15 protein-coding genes are annotated in these 16,246 nt (G+C 69.1%); 1 reads left to right on the top strand and 14 read right to left on the bottom strand.

What is annotated here, in order from left to right:
* Nucleotides 1–134: 134 nt before the first annotated feature.
* The gene (locus AC5RWG_RS04365) at nucleotides 135–506 is read right to left on the bottom strand and encodes a hypothetical protein (RefSeq protein ID WP_494166473.1); all 372 of its coding nucleotides are present in this window, start codon (nucleotides 504–506) and stop codon (nucleotides 135–137) included.
* Between the two features lie 89 nt (nucleotides 507–595).
* On the bottom strand, nucleotides 596–4,732 hold the full coding sequence (locus AC5RWG_RS04360) for a Pls/PosA family non-ribosomal peptide synthetase (RefSeq protein WP_494166472.1): 4,137 nt from the start codon (nucleotides 4,730–4,732) through the stop codon (nucleotides 596–598).
* 426 nt (nucleotides 4,733–5,158) lie between these two features.
* Between AC5RWG_RS04360 and AC5RWG_RS04355 the strand changes: the two genes are divergently transcribed.
* Entirely contained in the window at nucleotides 5,159–5,845 is a 687-nt protein-coding gene (locus AC5RWG_RS04355) for an AfsR/SARP family transcriptional regulator (RefSeq protein WP_494156760.1), read from the top strand.
* A 20-nt stretch (nucleotides 5,846–5,865) separates the two neighbouring features.
* Here AC5RWG_RS04355 and AC5RWG_RS04350 read toward each other — a convergent pair whose 3' ends face one another.
* The 12 genes from AC5RWG_RS04350 to AC5RWG_RS04295 form a co-directional block, all read right to left on the bottom strand.
* Entirely contained in the window at nucleotides 5,866–6,966 is a 1,101-nt protein-coding gene (locus tag AC5RWG_RS04350; protein WP_494000171.1) for a carboxylate-amine ligase, read from the bottom strand.
* A gap of 123 nt (nucleotides 6,967–7,089) precedes the next feature.
* Nucleotides 7,090–7,512, bottom strand: coding sequence for a fluoride efflux transporter FluC (locus AC5RWG_RS04345; RefSeq protein WP_494156759.1), 423 nt, complete (start codon nucleotides 7,510–7,512; stop codon nucleotides 7,090–7,092).
* A complete protein-coding gene (locus AC5RWG_RS04340) occupies nucleotides 7,509–7,967 on the bottom strand; it encodes a fluoride efflux transporter FluC (protein ID WP_494156758.1) in 459 nt (152 codons plus the stop codon). The genes AC5RWG_RS04345 and AC5RWG_RS04340 overlap by 4 nt, the downstream gene beginning before the upstream one ends.
* Nucleotides 7,964–8,689: a metal-dependent transcriptional regulator gene (locus AC5RWG_RS04335; RefSeq protein ID WP_494000168.1), complete on the bottom strand. Its 726-nt coding sequence runs from the start codon at nucleotides 8,687–8,689 to the stop codon at nucleotides 7,964–7,966. Before AC5RWG_RS04335 ends, AC5RWG_RS04340 begins: the two co-directional genes overlap by 4 nt.
* A gap of 25 nt (nucleotides 8,690–8,714) precedes the next feature.
* The gene (locus AC5RWG_RS04330) at nucleotides 8,715–9,614 is read right to left on the bottom strand and encodes a metal ABC transporter permease (RefSeq protein ID WP_494075468.1); all 900 of its coding nucleotides are present in this window, start codon (nucleotides 9,612–9,614) and stop codon (nucleotides 8,715–8,717) included.
* A complete protein-coding gene (locus AC5RWG_RS04325; protein WP_494000166.1) occupies nucleotides 9,601–10,380 on the bottom strand; it encodes a metal ABC transporter ATP-binding protein in 780 nt (259 codons plus the stop codon). Before AC5RWG_RS04325 ends, AC5RWG_RS04330 begins: the two co-directional genes overlap by 14 nt.
* On the bottom strand, nucleotides 10,377–11,285 hold the full coding sequence (locus AC5RWG_RS04320) for a metal ABC transporter substrate-binding protein (protein ID WP_494166471.1): 909 nt from the start codon (nucleotides 11,283–11,285) through the stop codon (nucleotides 10,377–10,379). The genes AC5RWG_RS04325 and AC5RWG_RS04320 overlap by 4 nt, the downstream gene beginning before the upstream one ends.
* A 65-nt stretch (nucleotides 11,286–11,350) precedes the next feature.
* Nucleotides 11,351–12,088, bottom strand: coding sequence for a class I SAM-dependent methyltransferase (locus tag AC5RWG_RS04315; RefSeq protein ID WP_494167096.1), 738 nt, complete (start codon nucleotides 12,086–12,088; stop codon nucleotides 11,351–11,353).
* A gap of 47 nt (nucleotides 12,089–12,135) precedes the next feature.
* Nucleotides 12,136–13,020 carry a histidinol-phosphatase gene (gene hisN / locus AC5RWG_RS04310; protein ID WP_494000163.1) on the bottom strand — a complete coding sequence of 295 codons (885 nt, stop codon included), beginning with the start codon at nucleotides 13,018–13,020 and terminating at the stop codon, nucleotides 12,136–12,138.
* A 67-nt stretch (nucleotides 13,021–13,087) separates the two neighbouring features.
* Nucleotides 13,088–14,191: a ribosome small subunit-dependent GTPase A gene (gene rsgA / locus AC5RWG_RS04305; protein WP_494012458.1), complete on the bottom strand. Its 1,104-nt coding sequence runs from the start codon at nucleotides 14,189–14,191 to the stop codon at nucleotides 13,088–13,090.
* A gap of 2 nt (nucleotides 14,192–14,193) precedes the next feature.
* The gene (aroA, locus tag AC5RWG_RS04300) at nucleotides 14,194–15,519 is read right to left on the bottom strand and encodes a 3-phosphoshikimate 1-carboxyvinyltransferase (RefSeq protein ID WP_494049735.1); all 1,326 of its coding nucleotides are present in this window, start codon (nucleotides 15,517–15,519) and stop codon (nucleotides 14,194–14,196) included.
* 5 nt (nucleotides 15,520–15,524) lie between these two features.
* Nucleotides 15,525–16,106 (bottom strand): DoxX family protein, encoded by a 582-nt coding sequence (locus tag AC5RWG_RS04295; protein WP_494000160.1) that lies wholly within the window; start codon nucleotides 16,104–16,106, stop codon nucleotides 15,525–15,527.
* Between the last annotated feature and the right edge of the window lie 140 nt (nucleotides 16,107–16,246).

Genomic DNA, 16,246 nt, shown 5'->3' with positions numbered 1-16,246 from the left:
GCCTCCCTGCGGGGAGGCCGCCCCTCTGCGTGCAGGCGGGAGCCGGCCGAGTCCGGCGCAGGGACCGGCGGGGACTCGCCTTGCGATTCGGCTTTCTTCTAAACCTCTAGCCCAGCAGCGCCCGCCGCCAGGGGTCAGTCTCCGGGAAGCGCCACGTCGACGATTCCGGTGAACCTGGTGCCGATGCCGTCATACTCGCTGCGGACCCATCCCGCGGGCAGCTCGGGCAGCTCCGCGGGATCATGGTGCCGACAGTAAACATAGGTGAATTCGGGCCACCATTTCTTGGGCCGGGCAGTCTCGGTAAAGCCGCAAATGAAGCACTGCAGCGGTGTCCAGACAGGCCTCTTGCCCGTGCGATTGGCACGCGACTGGGCCAGCCAGGCCGGTGGGTCCGCGTCCATCGCGGCGAGTTCCTCCTCGGAGATGCGGGAGGGGATCCCGTGGCGTTTCGCCATCTCCGGTGGGATATCGAGGAACTGGGCTGCTTCGCGTCTGGTAATCATCACCTACCACCATGGACCGGGAGTCCAGCTGCAGCAACTTCGTGCAGTGCGCCCGCGCCGGGCGCACTGCTCCGCGCCCGTTTACTTCATCAACCTTGCGCCGCGCCGGTCAACCGCCTGGGTCTGGCGGTGTCCGTCGTGTCGTGGGCCGGGTTGCCGGCATAGATGGCGTTCTCCGGCACGTCTTCTCCCTTCATGAGCAACGAGTCGGCCTCGAGTGAGACGCCGTCGCCCACCACGGCGCCGTAATTGACGAAGGACTCGACGCCAAAGGAACACCGGTTTCCCACCGCGATGTAGTCCGACTTAAATGTACCGTCTTCCATCGAGTGGCCTTGAAGGGCCGTGCCTTCGTTCAGGGCGCAGTCGTCGCCGATTGAGACAAGTGTTTTCTCGGGGATGTTGCAGCCGGCGTCGTAGAGACGCTTGCCCACCTTGACGCCGAGCATCCTCCAGACGAGTGATTTGAAGGGCGTGCCGTTGAAGGGTGGAGTGGCGAGCATCTTCCACAGACGTTCGTGGTGCCAGAAGTACGGGTCGTAGATCGAGCAGTACTGCGGCTTCAACCTGCGGAAGCCCATCACCAGGCGCTCGACGAGGACGGTCAGCAGCACAAGGTAAATGACGAAGCCCAACGTTCCTACGGCAACCGCCAACGCGCCGAATTCATCGTAGATTGTTACGGAGGCTGCGGCGATGAGCGTCCCGGAGAAAAACAGGAACCAGCGCACACCGAGGAAGATTCCCATGGACGCGATATTGTGGCGGTTTTTGGCCGGCAGCCGCCTGTTCTTCGCCTCTTCGATCTTTAGCTCATCGAACCGGCCGTCCCGCTGAACGGAGCGCGGAATCTCGAACGGAGGGGATCCCAGCAAGCCGGTATTTTCCCGGACCGGGCCGTCGATCGGGATCATGACCTTGGTTGCCAGCAAGACGTTCTCGCCAACCCGTGCCTCGAGCGGGAAGGTGAGGTCGTTTCCCAGAAAGTTGCGGCCCGCGATCCTGACACGGGACAGCCGGAACGAGGTGCTCGAGTAATCGGCGTTCATCATGTTCAGGCCGTCGGAGACCATGGTCCCGTATCCGACGGTATTCAGGTAGGGCGAATCGTGTGACACCTCGGGACCGAAATTCGACCCTGTCTGCTCCACCTTCTTGCCGAGGTTGTAGCCCAGTGCCTTCAGGTAATGCACGATGTACGAGCTGTCGCCGAAAACATCCTTGTACAGCTTGACGTTCGTCAGCCCGGCAACCATCCGCTGGAGCGTGAAATGCACGCCGTACAGCGGGTAGACCTTGTCCGGCTTGAGAGCGAGGTTCAGGAGCCGGGGGATGGTCAGGACCGCGATGAGGCCGCCGAAGAAGGAGGCAAGGAACAGGGTCAGGGTGATGAGCAGGGTGTCGAGGTAGAAGAACGGATTGTCCATTTTCAGGTGTTCGCTGTCGAGATAGGGCGGCAGCATCGCTGACAGGGCGATGAGTCCGACCGGCGCGACCAGGACCAGCCGGTTGAAAAGCTGCAGCAGGGTGAAAATGACCCTGCGGCGGGTGCTGCAGCGTACCGGTGGAACCCTGAGGTAGTTCGTTGCCGTAGGGACCGCGGGGGAGCCGTGCCAGCGCTGACCGTCCGGTACCGCCTGGCCCGTCTGCAGCGAAGACGCATGGCCGAGCTGAGCGCCGTCGCCCATGGCCGTGTCGATGTCCAGCGTCGTCTTTTGCGACACCAGGACATCGCGGCCCAGCGTCACCGTGCCCGTTTCGATGACGCCGCTGCGGGCGCGGTAGGCGAGGAAGAATGAATTTTTGTGAATGACCGTGCCGTCGCCGATGCTGACCAAGTCGGTGCACACCGGCACCATGCGCGAGAAAATGGCAACGCCCTTGCCGATTTTTGCCCCAAGCGCCCGGAGGTAGAGAACGTAAAGGGGCGAGCCGACGAACAGAACGAGGGGATTGCTCCGGTTGAGCGTCTTGACGACCCAGAACCGGATGTAGGCCCAGCTCCACAGGGGGATGTCCTGACGCTTCCAGCGGCCGACCAGAACCCATTTCAGGACAATAGGGGTGACGGACAGTATCAGGAACATCGCGGCGCCGAATCCGACGGATCGCAGCCACATGTCGATCAAGCCGGTTCCATCGGAAACCCATACGAACGACATGACGAGCAAAGAGGCAGCGTAGGTGGTGTAGCCCAGGAAGAACATCAACTGCGCGACGCCGCACAAGACGTGCCGGAGCGCGCTGGGCGCAGGCCGCAGGGCCGGCTCCGTCTGGCCCGCAGGGGTTCCCGACGGCTCGGCCGCGGCCTGGGCAGCCGAGAGGACGACGGCGAGCCGGCGGACAGTCGGATGCTGGTAGATATCCTGCATGGCCACCGGCGGCAGCGCAGCCCGGCGCCGGACGGCGGCCGAAAAACCGGCCATGAGCAGCGAATTGGCGCCGAGATCGTTGAAAAAGTGTGCCGTGGCGGAGACTTTCTCCACGCCCAGGACCCCCGCGAGGCAACCGGCCAGTATCTCCTCCGCCTCCGTTACCGGTGCGCTGTACTCGTGAGTGCCGCCGGTGAGCCGGGGTTTGCCGGGCTGCGGCAGCTTTTTCCGGTCGGCCTTGCCGCTGGGCATGACGGGGATTTCGGTGCAGCGCTCGAGGTAGGCCGGAACCATGTAGCCGGGCAGGGTCTCGCTCAGTTTTTCGGCGATGCCGGCCTCGTCGACCGCCGCGGTGTCCTGGCGCAGTGTGTAGTAGGCGACCAGCTCCACGAGTCCGGGGGATGGCTCGTAGGTGCTCACTACCGCCTGGGCGATGCCGGGCACCTGCAGCAGGACGGACTCGATTTCAGTGAGTTCGATGCGGTAACCACGGACTTTGACCTGCGTATCAATCCGGCCGTGGTACTCGATGGTTCCACTCTCGGTGAACCGCCCCAGGTCGCCCGAGCGGTAGATCCGGCCCGAGGGATTGTTATCGATGCCAAGGAAGTCGTGGATAAAGGCCCGCTCGGTCAGATCGTCACGGTTGATGTATCCGCGGGCCAGCCCGATCCCGGCGATCCCGATTTCGCCCAGTTCCCCCGGTGGCAGCGCTCGCGGTTCATCCGGATCGAGGACCACCACCGAGTACGTCGGCAGGGGAATTCCCAGGGTCACCGGTTTGTCCGGATGGACCGCGTCCCAGGTCGCAGTGACGGTTGCCTCCGTTGGGCCGTAGACGTTCAGGAACCTGCGGCCCGGCCGGTGCCATCGGGTAATGAGGTCACGCGGGCAGGCCTCGCCGGAGACCAGTAGGAACCGCAGGTCGGGCAGGTCCTCGTCGAGGGTGGCCAGCAGCGTTGGAACACAGCACATGGCGCTCACCCGCTGGTCCCGCAGGAACTGGCCCAGTTCCATGCCAAGCAGGCTGACGCCGCCGGGTTTGGGCACCAGGGTTGCACCGACCATCCACGGGACCCAGATCTCCTCCACCGAAAAGTCGAAGGCGATCGTCATCCCTTGGTAGACGCGGTCCGTCGGCTGATAACCGTAGACTTCGGCTGCCACGAGCACGAAGTTGCAGATGCTGGGATGGTCGATGGCCACACCCTTGGGGCGGCCCGTCGAGCCGGAGGTGTAGATGATGTAGGCCAGGTCGCCCGGCGGCCCCGCCTGTTCTCCCCGGGGCAGGCGCGAGGAATCCTGCGCGGCCACCAGCGGGTCCTCCTCGTCGAGGCAGAGGATGGTCGCATTCGTTTGGGGCATCCGGTCCCGAAGGTGGGACAGCGACAGGACAAGCCCCACGCCGGCATCCTCGACAATGTAGGCCAGACGGTCGGAGGGGTATCCGGCGTCCAGCGGGACATATGCGGCACCGGCCTTCAAGACCGCCAGGATGGCCGTGTAGGACCGGGTTGGCTGGTCAAAGAGCAGCGCGATCCGGTCGCCCGCCCGCGTGCCGCGCGAGATCAGGTACCGCGCAAGCTGGTTCGCCCGGGCGTCGAGCTGATCGTAGGTCAGCGACGACCCAACGCCGTCGACGGCGAGCCGTCCCCCCTCGCCGTCGCGCCGCAGTTCGTCGCAGCGGTCTTCGAAGAGCCGTTCCAGCCTGTCCCCATCGTGCCAACGTACCCTTCCGTTGCCGGGGGCGCCGGTGAGGATGGTGCTGGCAGCCTCGGCACGGCTGGAAGATTTCGGCCGGTGGCTTGTCTCGGTCAGGCGGCGCCGGGCGCTGCGCCCTGCCGGAGCGCTCATGCCGCTCCCCGCTGTCCCGGTTGCCGGACCGCCTGTACCAGGAAGCCGCAGGCGGCGTGCGTCTCCTGGGCGGGCGTGGGGAAGTGCGCATGTGCCGCCATGGCAGTCCTCCTAGCCTCGGGAGTCGACGACGTGCCGGGCAGTGCGTCGAGCCATGTGTGACGGTCTAGCCATGTGCGACGACGGGCCCCTAGACGACATTGGACGACGTCCGGTGTTACGGCGGCGTTACCGGGCCGACTGCCGCCGACGAGGGCCGCATTGACAACGTTGCACACGGTGGGAAGCTGTAATCGGGGAGAAGCGGGGCAGTTGCTTGGGGGCTACTTGATGCCCTTGGGGGAGGGCACGGAAATGAATGCAACAGAACGCCCGTGGGAGGTCCAACTCCTGGGGGGATGGCAGATTCGCCAGGGAACACTTCCCGTGAGGGTCACCATCCGGCAGCAGCGCCTGATTGCCGCCCTGGCCCTTCACGGCAGCGAGCCACGCGCGTTCCTGGCCGGCCTGCTGTGGCCGGACAGTTCGGAGAGGCAGGCGGCGGGTAGCCTGCGGGAGGCGATCTGGATGATTTCCCACCAGCTGCCGGGACTGCTGGAGGAGAGCAGGGATCCGCTGGCACTCGCTCCGGACGTCACAGTGGACGTTCACGAAGTCCGCCGGCGGCTGGCCGCCCTCGACGGGGACCGCGGGGTTGGCCAGCGGCCGGCCCTGCTCGACCTGCTGCGCACGGCCGAACTGCTGCCCGGGTGGTATGAGGATTGGGTCATGGCCGAGCAGGAGCGGTGGAGGCAGCTGAGGCTGAAGGCCCTGGAACGCCTCGCCGGCCAGTATCTGGAGCGCGGTGAGATCGACCGGGCGACGGACGCAGCGGGAATCGCCGTCGCCATTGAGCCGCTGCGCGAAAGCGCGCAGCGGCTGTTGCTCCAGGCGCAGATCGCCGAGGGCAATTATGCCCAGGCGCTGCGGGCCTTCGAGGCCTTCAGCTCCCGGCTGCGGAAGGATTATGGGGTGGAGCCTTCGGCCAAGATCATGAACCTCATGGCACCCCTGCTCGCGCCGCCGGCTGCGGCGGACGGCAGATCGGGGCCGGGCAGCCGGCCGCCCGCCTAAAAGGACCAGTGCGCCGCGGGCTATGGCTCCGCGGTCAGGGACGAGGCGTACAGATCCATCAGCGCCGGCAGCCCGCCGGATTCCATGGCCCTGCGCTGCCGGTCGGCGCCGGTGCCCGTGGCGAAGAGCCGCTCGATGCTGGCATCCACCCACGCCGAGTCGCCCTCTTCCTCGAGTGCGGGCCGGATGTAGCGCAGCAGCATGCCCACCACATCCCGTGCCGGCAGCAGCACGCCGGACTCAGGATCCACCAGCCGGTCGGACAGGCCCTGCCGTCCGGCCTGCCAGACGGCGGCGTCCAGAAGCTCCGGCTCGGGCTGCAGGAAGGACCGGGAGGAAGCCTCATCGGTCAGCACCGTGGAGATCAGTCCCCGGACAACCGCCGCGATCAGCACGGAGTCCTGGGCCTCGAGTTGCACGTCGGCGGCACGGACTTCAAGGGTGGGGTAGCGGTCGGACAGCCGTGCCAGCCACGTAATGACACCCCGGTCGATGACCACGCCGGAGTCGACCAGGCGCTGGATCCGGCGCTCGTAGTCCGCCGCGTCGCGGAAGACCGGCGCGCAGCCCTGGATGGGCCAGCGGCGGTAGTGGACGATCCGCCAGCTGCCGAACCCGCTGTCCCGGTCCAGCCAGTACGGTGAGTTGGCGCCCAGCGCCACCACCGCCGGCAGCCACGGCCTGATCCGGTTCAAGGCCTGCACCCCGGCCTCCTTGTCGGGGACGGACACATGCACGTGCTGGCCGTTGACGAACTGGTCGGCCACGATGCCCTTCGCGCTGGCCTTGAGCTGGTGGTAGCGCTCCTTGTCCGTGACCTCGGGGTAGTCGTCCTGGATCCGCGGGGCCGTGCCGGTGGCCGCCGCGCGCACGCCGGTCTTGCGGGCGGCGGTATCGAGCTCGCGGCGGAAGTTGAGCAGCGACTCCTCGGCCTCGGTGAGCGTGGAGCAGACCGCGGTGGCAGTTTCAATCTGGCAAGTGAGCAACTCCCGCTGGATCTCATCCCTGGCTACTTGTACCGAGCCTTCCAGGTTTTCGGCGACCCTGTCCGCCACCGGGGCGGGTAAGCCGGTGGCCGGATCCAGCAGCAGGTATTCTTCCTCAATTCCCAGAGTTGCCATGGGGCACCTTTCTTCTGCCGACGCTCAGACAAGCCGAGCCTAGCCGATCTGCGGGCGGTCATGCTCACGGCCGGGACCGCCCGAACCCTGCCGGACAGCCGTCTGGCGAGGGGCACGGATTGCTCAGGACAGTGGCACGGTCAGGCCAGTTGCCGCGAGCCCGAGCGCCGCGGCGGCGGTGCCCAGCAGCAGGTTCGCCGCGAGATTGACGACGGCGGCGCCCGCCCGTCGCTCTGCCCACAGCTTAACCGTGGCGACGGTGAAGGAACTGAAAGTGGTCAGTCCGCCGGCCAGGCCGCTGGCCAGCGCCAGTCGCCAAGGCTCGGCCAGGCGCCACGTTTCCGCCAGGTCCGGCTCCTGGCCCACCACGCCGCCGGCGACGAGCCCGAGGATGAACGACCCGGTGACATTGACCAGCAGGGTGGCCCAGGGCCAGTGCTGCTCCGGCCGCCGGCGGGCTGCCTGCCGGCGGGCGAGCCAGGTGTCGGCGGCGAAGCGCAGCAGGGCTCCGGCGGCGCCGAACAGCCCGACGAGCAGCGCCGTCACGAGGCGGCCGCCCGGGTGATCCGGCGGCCCAGCGTGCGGCCGGCGTGCAGCCCGGCGACGGCGGCGGCCAGGCCCGCGGCCAGGGACAGGCCCAGATACAGCAGCCAGTCGGCGTGGCGGCCCTGCGCCGCCAACTGGTCGACGGCCAGCGCAACGGCGGAGAACGTCGTGAACGAGGCGAGCAGCCCCGGGCCCAGCGCGGCGCGGAGCCAGAACGCGGTGCCGGGACGTTCGGTCCAGAGCGCCGTGAGGACGCCCAGCAGCAGGCTGCCGGCCACGTTGATGGCCAGCGTGGTCCACGGGATGGAGCCGTCTTCGGGGAAGGCGACGCCCAGCAGGTAGCGCGCCTCGGCGCCCGCGAAGCCGCCGACGGCGACGGCGACCCAGGCGCCCGGGCCCGGCAGCGCGGACGGCGCCGCCGCGATGCGAAGCCGCCCGCGCGGCGTCGTGCTCACGAAGCGAGCCGGCAGCCGGGGTGCGGATCGCCGTGCACCCACAGGGCGGCGGCCGCCTGGTCGCCCAGGTCCAGCTCCCGGCCCGCCCCGTCCGGGCCGAACCGGACCACCAGCGCACCGCCGAAGGGGCGCCGGCCGACCACTTCCACCCGGTCGTCGAGTCCGATCCGCTCGGCGCTGAAGAAGCGCAGGAGGTCGGCATCGGCGTCGCTGATCCGGGTGATCCGGCCGGTGTGTCCGCCGTCGAGTTCTTCCAGCTGCACCGCGCTGGGGACGTGGACGGTGCCGTCCGCCGCCGGGATGGGGTCGCCGTGCGGATCGCGCTGCGGGTGGCCCAGCTTGGCCGCCATCCGGTCGATGAACATGTCGGAGACGGTGTGTTCGAGCAGCTCGGCTTCGTCGTGGACTTCGTCCCAGGCATAGCCGAGTTCCTGCACCAGGAAGGTCTCCAGGACCCGGTGCCGGCGGACCATGGTCAGGGCCAGCCGGCGGCCGGCGTCGGTCAGTTCGATGGCGCTGTACGGCCGGTGGTCCACCAGCTGCAGTTCCACCAGCTTGCGCACCATCTCGGAGACCGAGGAATTGGCCACCCCGAGCCGGCCGGCCAGCTGCGAGGAGGTGATGGGCTTGTCCTGCCACTCGGTGAAGGCGTAGATGACCTTGACGTAGTCCTGCACGCTGGATGAGCCGCTGCTCAGCGCGGTTTTCCTGGCCGGGGGCATGCGTCTCACTCTCTCGTCGAACGTGTCAGGACGGCAGGTTGGCGGCGGCGGAGCCGGGCTGCGCGGGGGAGCCCCGCCCCGTGCGGCGCCGGGCCAACTGCCAGATTACCCCGGTCCGCGGCGCGCCCAGGTAGACCACGAGGAAGACCAGGGCCTGGGCCAGGACCACCGCCGCGCCGGTGGCGACGTCCAGGTAGTAGCTGGCGTAGATGCCGGCGACCGCGGCGGCGGCGGTGACGGAGGCGGCGATCGCCAGCATGGCATCGAACCTGCGGGTCAGCAGGAACGCGGTCGCCCCCGGCGTGATGAGCATGGCCACCACCAGCACGATGCCGACCGCCTGCAGCCCGACGACGACGGTGATCGCCAGCAGCCCGAGCAGCAGCACCGACAGCCAGCGGGTGCTGAGCCCGATGGCGTGGGCATGGATGCGGTCGAAGGCGAACAGCGTCAGGTCGCGGCGCTTGAACAGCAGCACGCACAGCGCCACGGCGCCGAGGATGAGCACCTGCAGCAGTTCGCCGTCGCTGACGCCCAGCACGTTGCCGAAGAGGATGTGCTGCAGGTCGGTCTGGCTGGGCGTCTTGGAAATGATGGCCAGTCCGGCCGCGAAGAACGCCGTGAACACCACGCCGATCACGGTGTCGCCCTTCAGGCGGGTGGAGGATCGCACGCCGCCGATCAGCGCCACCGCCGCGGCGCCGAAGATGAAGGCGCCCAGCGAGAACGGCACCCCGACGATGTATGCCAGCGCGACGCCGGGGAGCACGGCGTGGGAGACCGCGTCGCCCATCAGAGACCAACCCATCAGGATCAGCCAGCAGGACAGCACAGCCGACACGACGGAGGCGGCCAGCGTTACCACCAGGGCGCGGGTGAGGAACCCGTACTGCAGGGGTTCCAGCAGCCAGTTAAACAGCTCCACTGCGTGTTCCTTCCCCCGGACCGGCCAGCGCGGAGCCGAAGGCCAGGGCCAGGTTTTCGTTGGTGAGCACGTCTGCGGGCCGGCCGTGCGCGAGTATTTTCTGGTGCAGCAGGATGGCCTCGTCGCACAGCTGCGGGATGCCGGCCAGGTCGTGGGTGGAGATCAGGATCGTCCTGCCCTCGTCGCGCAGTTCCTTCAGCAGGGCGATCAGGACCGCCTCGGAGGCCTTGTCCACCCCGGCGAAGGGCTCATCGAGCAGCAGCAGGCCGGCGTGCTGGGCTATGCCGCGGGCCACGAAGGCGCGCTTGCGCTGGCCGCCGGAGAGTTCGCCGATCTGCCGGTGCTGCAGGTGGCTCAGGCCGGTGCGTTCCAGGGCTGCGTCGACCGCCTCGCGGTCCCGGCGGCGGGGGCGGCGCATGGGTCCGAGCCGACCGTAGCGGCCCATCATCACGACGTCGCGCACGGAGACCGGAAAAGTCCAGTCGACGTCTTCGGACTGCGGCACGTAACTGGCCAGGTTCAGCTTCCTCGACTGCCGGGGCGACAGCCCAAACAGTTCCACCGTGCCCGACGCCGGGTGGACGAGTCCCATCAGCGACTTGAACAGGGTGGACTTCCCGGAGCCGTTGACCCCGATCAGGCCGCAGATGGTTCCCGGTGCCACCGTGGCGGAAACGCGGTCCAGGGCGACGACGTCGTTGTAGGCCACGGTGAGGCCGAGCACGGAGATGGCGGCGGCGCCGGGCGGGAGGTCGGGGGTGCTCACGGGGCCAGTCCTTCCTTGATCAGGGAGATGTCGTGCCGGATCAGCTCCAGGTGGGTGGGCACCGGGCCGTCCGGTCCCGAGAGGGAGTCCACGTACAGCGGCGTGATGAGGCGGGCGCCGGTGGCGGCGGCGACCTGCTGCATCGATTCCGGGTTGACGGTCGATTCGCAGAACACCGCCGGGATCCGGTGCTCGGAGACCTGGCCGATCACGTCCCTGATTTGCCGGGGTGTGCCCTCGGCATCGGAGTTCACCGGCCAGAGATAGGCCTCACGCAACCCGGCGTCGCGGGCCAGGTAGGAGAAGGCGCCTTCACAGCTGACCAAAGCCGGAACGGCCGACGGATCGGCGAAGGCCGACTCCAGGCCGGCCATCAGCACGTCCAGCTCCCGGTGGTATTCCGCGCCGTTGCGGCGAAAGTCGGCGGCGTGTGCGGGCAGCAGCCGGCTGAAGGCGTCCACGATGTTGTCCACATAGACCTTCGCCGCCTTCGGGGACATCCACGCGTGCGGGTTCGGCTTCCCGGCATAATTCCCGGCGGTGATGCCCACCGGCTCCACGCCGTCGCTGAGGACCACGTGCGGGGCCGGGACGGCATTCAGGAAGCGTGCGAACCAGCGTTCGAGGCCCAGCCCGTTGTCCAGGATGAGGTCCGCGTCCTGCGCCCGCACCAGGTCCGACGGCGTGGGCTGGTAGCCGTGGATCTCCGCGCCGACCTTGGTGATGGACGCGACCTCCACGTGGCCGCCGCCGATCGTGTCGGCCATGTCGGCCAGCACGGTGAACGTGGTCAGCACCAGCGGCCGCTCCGACGCGGCGGCGGACTGCGGCGGCGCCGCACAGCCGGTCGCCGCCAGCACGATGGCAACGGCCAGCAGGAACCCCCTCGCGCAAAGTTTCGGCATGCCTAAATTTTGCAGGACGGCCAGCCTCAAAACAAGCGGAGGAGGAAAATGTCCGGGGACCGGGGTCAGATCTTCCTGGCCCGCCAGCTGTGGGTCAGGTAGGGCAGGTCGATCATGGCCCCGGGGGAGTGGCCCAGATGGTCGTGCAGGTACCAGTCGAGGTTGCCCAGGACTTTCGCCCGGGTGGCCTCCGTCGCGCGCAGGTAGTAGCTGCGGGTTTTGACCAGCTCCATCACGTCGCCGGTGCTGAGCCGGTCCCGCCACCGGGTCTCGTGCCCTTCCGGCGGGCCGAACTCCGGGCCGACGCGGGGGCGGAAACCGGGCTTGAGCACGTCGCCGGCATGCATGATGCGCGAGAGGCGGTGCACCCACGGCACGCCGGTATCCAACTGGTTCCACACCAGGCCCAGGGTCCCGCCGGGCTTGAGGATGCGGGCGGCTTCGGTGCTCGCCCGCAGCGGATCGGTCCAGTGCCAGGCCTGCGCCACGGTGACCACGTCCATGCCGGCGTCGGGGAGGCCGGTGTCTTCGGCGGTGCCCGCCACGGCGGCCACGCCCGGAAGATTCCGCTGCAGCTGCGCGAGCATGTCGGCCGAGGGATCCACCGCAACCACCCGCAGCCCGCGTGCGGCCAGGGCGGCGGTGTACTTTCCGGTGCCGGCTCCCACGTCGGCGGCATCCCGTGCGCCGGCCGGCAGCAGCCAGTCGACGGCGTCGTCGGGGTAGCCGGGACGGATGCGGTCGTAGTGTTCGCCGCCCTGCTGGAAGGTGTCGGCGTAGGCGCGCCGCCGCTCATCGTCCATCCGGGGGCCGCTGTGTGCCACGGTGGTGCTCCTGGTGCGGCGGCGTGCTACCGGCCCTCGCCGGCGGCCTCGATGCTGCCGGCCGCTTCGTCGTCGTACGCTGCCGCGGCTGACCCGGCGGGGCGCTGTCCGCGCAGTTCGGGGTTCAGGCGGTGCAGGGCCTCGACGTGGAGCAGGCCGTTGGTGGCCAGCGCGTTGCCGCCGAACGGGCCGTCTTCGCCCTCCAGCGAGCTGAACCGCCCGCCGGCTTCGGTCACGATCGGCACCAGGGCGGCCATGTCGTAGAGGTTCAGTTCCGGTTCGCAGGCGATGTCCACGGCGCCCTCGGCCACCAGGCAGTAGGACCAGAAATCGCCGAAGGCCCGCGTGCGCCAGACGGATTCGGTCAGGCCAAGGAAGTCGTCCAGGTTCCCGCGTTCCTTCCAGCCGCCCAGGCTGGAGTAGGACAGCGACGCGTTCTCCAGCCGGTCCACGGCGGAGACCTGGAGCCGGGTCGCGGTGGCCAGCGAACGTCCCGTGTAGGCGCCGGTTCCCTTGGCGGCCCACCAGCGCTTGCCCAGTGCGGGCGCGCTGACCAGCCCGACCACCGGCTGCCCCTCGTCCACCAACGCGATCAGGGTGGCCCAGACCGGTACGCCCCGGACAAAGTTCTTGGTGCCGTCAATCGGGTCGATGATCCAGCGGCGGGCGCCGTGGCCGCTGCTGCCGAATTCTTCGCCGAGCACGGCGTCGCGCGGGCGGGAGCGGGAGAGTTGCCCGCGGATTGCCTCTTCGGCGGCACGGTCGGCGTCCGTGACCGGCGTCAGGTCCGGCTTGGTCTCCACCTTCAGGTCGAGTGCCTTGAAGCGGGCCATGGTCTGCGCGTCGACGGAGTCGGCCATCACATGGGCCAGGCGCAGGTCGTCGTTGTAGCTTTGCGAAGCGTGGGTCATAGGTTTCAACCTATCGGTAAGTGAAGTGCGGACGCGGGAGGCGGAGCTGCAGCCCGGCCGGCGGCCCTTAGACGGTGCCGAGTTCTTTGGCCTCGGGGCGCTCTTCGGCGCCCAGCAGGCGGCGCAGCGACGCAAGCCTCGCCGCCCCGGCGTCGCCGGCCCCGCCGTCAGCGACGTAGGGGTCCAGCCCGCAGCCCACGGCGGCGGCGTCGTGCTTGCAGCCGCGCGGACAGTCGGCGGTGCCGGGCTCCAGGTCGGGGAAGGCGGACAAGATCCGGTCGGGGTCCACATAGGCCAGACCGAAGGAACGGATGCCCGGGGTGTCGATGATCCAGGTGCCGGCGGGCGAGTCCTGGACCTTCAGCGCCAGGGCAGACGACGACGTGTGCCGGCCGCGCCCGGTGACGGCGTTGACTCCGCCGGTGGCGCGCTGGGCCCCGGTGAGCGCATTGACCATGGTGGACTTGCCGACGCCCGAGTGGCCGAGGGTGACGGTGACCTTGCCGTCGAGATAACCGCGCAGCGCGGCCACGGCCTCGGTATCGAGCCGCGCGGACAGGCCCTCGTCGGAGCGGGTGTCCACACCGAGGGCGTCGGCGGCGGCGGTGCGGCTGACGATCACCGGCAGTTCCAGGTGCTCGTAATTGGACAGCAGCTCGGCGGGGTCCTTCAGGTCGGCCTTGGTGACGCACAGCAGCGGGCGGATCCCGGCGTCGTACGCGGCCACCAGCGCCCGGTCGATGAAGCCGGTGCGGGGTTCGGGGTTCGCCGCCGCCACCACGATGACCAGCTGGTCGGCATTGGCCACCACCGCGCGTTCAACCGGGTCGGTGTCGTCCGCGCTGCGGCGCAGCAGGGTGCGCCGTTCCTCCACCCGGACCAGCCGGGCGAGGCTGTCGGGTTCGCCGGAGACATCACCGACCAGTGCCACGAAGTCTCCCGTGACCACGGGGGTGCGGCGGAGTTCGCGGGCCCGGGCTGCGACGACGGTGCGTTCGCGGGGAGTGTCTTCATCGACGACGGCGGTGTAGCGGCCGCGGTCGACGGTGACGATCCGCCCGAGCTCCGCATCCTCGTGGGCCGGGCGGTCCTTGGTGCGCGGACGGGAACCGCGCTTGTTCGGGCGGATGCGCACATCCGATTCGTCCCAGCTGCCGGTGCTGCGCGACACCGTCAGCCCTCGCTGGCCGAGGCGGCCGGGGCAACGGTGAACATGTCCTGCCACAGCTGCGGGAACTCGGGCATCGTCTTCGCCGTGGTGCCGATGTCCTCGACCTCCACGCCGCGCACGGCCAATCCGAGGATGGCGCCGGCGGTCGCCATGCGGTGGTCCTCGTAGGAATGGAACAGGCCGCCGTGCAGCGGCTTGGGCCGGATGAGCAAACCGTCTTCCGTTTCCTCGGCGTCGCCGCCCAGCCGGTTGATTTCCGCCACCAGGGCCGCCAAGCGGTCCGTCTCATGGCCGCGCAGGTGGGCAATGCCGCTCAGGCGGGACTCGCCGTCGGCCAACGCGCACAGCGCCGCCGCGGTCGGCGCCAGCTCGCTGGTGTCGGCGAGGTCGGCACCGGTGATCGAGGCGCCGCCGGTGACGGTCAGGGTGCTGCCCTCCAGCGTGACCGTGGCGCCCAGCCGCGGCAGGATGTCCCGCCAGGCGTCGCCCACCTGGGTGGTGGCAGTGGGCCAGTTGGGGATCCTGACTCGGCCGCGGGTGGCCAGGGCGGCGGCCAGGAACGGGCCGGCGTTGGAAAGATCCTGCTCGATCCGGGTGTCGAAGGCACGGATCGGGCCCGGGGAGACGACCCAGTGGTTGGGGGTGGAGTCGTCGACGCGCACGCCCAGGTCCCGCAGCAGCCGCACCGTCATGGAGATGTGATCCAGGCTCGGCACGCGGTCGCCGGTGTGCTCGAGGTGCAGTCCGTCGCGGAAACGGGGACCGACCAGCAGGAGGGCGGAAACGAACTGCGAGGAGGCGCTGGCATCGATCGCCAGGTGGCCTCCGGCCACTTCACCCGCGCCGGTGACGCGGAACGGCAGGCTGCCGAGCCCGCGGTCGTCCACGTCCACGCCCAGCCGGCGCAGTGCGTCGATGGTGGGGGACATGGGCCGGCGCCGCGCCGCCGGGTCGCCGTCGAACTCCACGGCGCCGCTGCACAGCGCCGCCAGCGGCGGCACGAACCGCATGACCGTGCCTGCCAGTCCGCAGTCGATGCGGGCAGCGCCCAGCGGGCGCGCCGGGTCGATCGGTTCCACCAAAAGGTCCGGGCCGAACCGGCCGTCGCCCTCGGTCTCGGTGATGCCGGCTCCCAGGGACCGCAGCGCCTCCACCATCAGAACGGTGTCCCGCGAGTGCAGCGGGGAGCGCAGCCGGGAGGGGCCGTCGGCCAGCGCGGCGAGCACCAGGTAACGGTTGGTGAGGGACTTGGAGGCGGGGACTTCTACTGTTGCATCGATCGGCCGCTCCGCGAAGGGGGCGGGCCAGTGGTTGGCAGCGTGGGGCATTGCGTTCAGGATGCCACCACGTCCGCCGTGGCTTCGCGCACCGCGCGCTCGGCCTTCTTCAGCTGCTTCCGGGCGTCATGGCCGATCGAACCGGCATTGCGGCGGGCGTCTTTGCCGATGGAGCGGACGTTGCGCCGGGCGTCAGCGGCAAGGTGCTCGGCCCGCCACACCAGGCCGGGCCGGCCATTGGTATCCACAGCGGCGAGCAGGACCGCACCGATCAAGGACAGATTCTTCAAGAGGTGGTTGCGGCGGGTGCGCCTGGCTTCCGGAGTTGCGGAATCGGCGGCGCGGTAATCCACCACGGTATTGAGGGCTGTGGTGCCGGCCAGTACGGCAGCCGCGAGCCGCGAGAACTTGCCCATGCCCAAGAGCACACCTGCTCCCACCTGGGCCGCGCCGATAGCGCGGGCCATCAGCTTCTCCTGCCCGGCCAGGGCGCCAGCCGCGGGAAGGACGGATTCTGTCTGCTGGACCAGCGGCCGCAGGGACACCGCGGTTTCGTCGGTGTGGCGCAGACGGTCTATTCCGGTAGCTACAAAGCTTGTGGCCAGCAGCGGGCGGGCGGCAAGGCGGACGATTGACATGGAAGCCTCCTGGCTGTCAGCGTGCGTCGAAGGATCTGCGCCTTTCCCGGAGCCAGGCCCCGGGAAGGTGGCACTGGACACTAGTCTGGCACTTTTGTTGGCACCGCACACCTTGCGGGGCCGTTTACCGCGGCCGGCGG

The organism is Arthrobacter sp. Y3221160 (assembly GCF_059092585.1).
Note: the sequence above shows the minus strand (reverse complement) of the source record. Positions and strands in the feature narration are given on the sequence as shown.

What these genes read in the sequence shown, in the direction of transcription:
- AC5RWG_RS04365 (WP_494166473.1), bottom strand. Translation starts at nt 506, where the DNA reads ATGATTACCAGACGCGAAGCAGCCCAGTTCCTCGATATCCCACCGGAG.
- AC5RWG_RS04360 (WP_494166472.1), bottom strand. Translation starts at nt 4,732, where the DNA reads ATGAGCGCTCCGGCAGGGCGCAGCGCCCGGCGCCGCCTGACCGAGACA.
- AC5RWG_RS04350 (WP_494000171.1), bottom strand. Translation starts at nt 6,966, where the DNA reads ATGGCAACTCTGGGAATTGAGGAAGAATACCTGCTGCTGGATCCGGCC.
- AC5RWG_RS04335 (WP_494000168.1), bottom strand. Translation starts at nt 8,689, where the DNA reads ATGCCCCCGGCCAGGAAAACCGCGCTGAGCAGCGGCTCATCCAGCGTG.
- AC5RWG_RS04320 (WP_494166471.1), bottom strand. Translation starts at nt 11,285, where the DNA reads ATGCCGAAACTTTGCGCGAGGGGGTTCCTGCTGGCCGTTGCCATCGTG.
- AC5RWG_RS04315 (WP_494167096.1), bottom strand. Translation starts at nt 12,088, where the DNA reads ATGGACGATGAGCGGCGGCGCGCCTACGCCGACACCTTCCAGCAGGGC.
- hisN (WP_494000163.1), bottom strand. Translation starts at nt 13,020, where the DNA reads ATGACCCACGCTTCGCAAAGCTACAACGACGACCTGCGCCTGGCCCAT.
- aroA (WP_494049735.1), bottom strand. Translation starts at nt 15,519, where the DNA reads ATGCCCCACGCTGCCAACCACTGGCCCGCCCCCTTCGCGGAGCGGCCG.
- AC5RWG_RS04295 (WP_494000160.1), bottom strand. Translation starts at nt 16,106, where the DNA reads ATGTCAATCGTCCGCCTTGCCGCCCGCCCGCTGCTGGCCACAAGCTTT.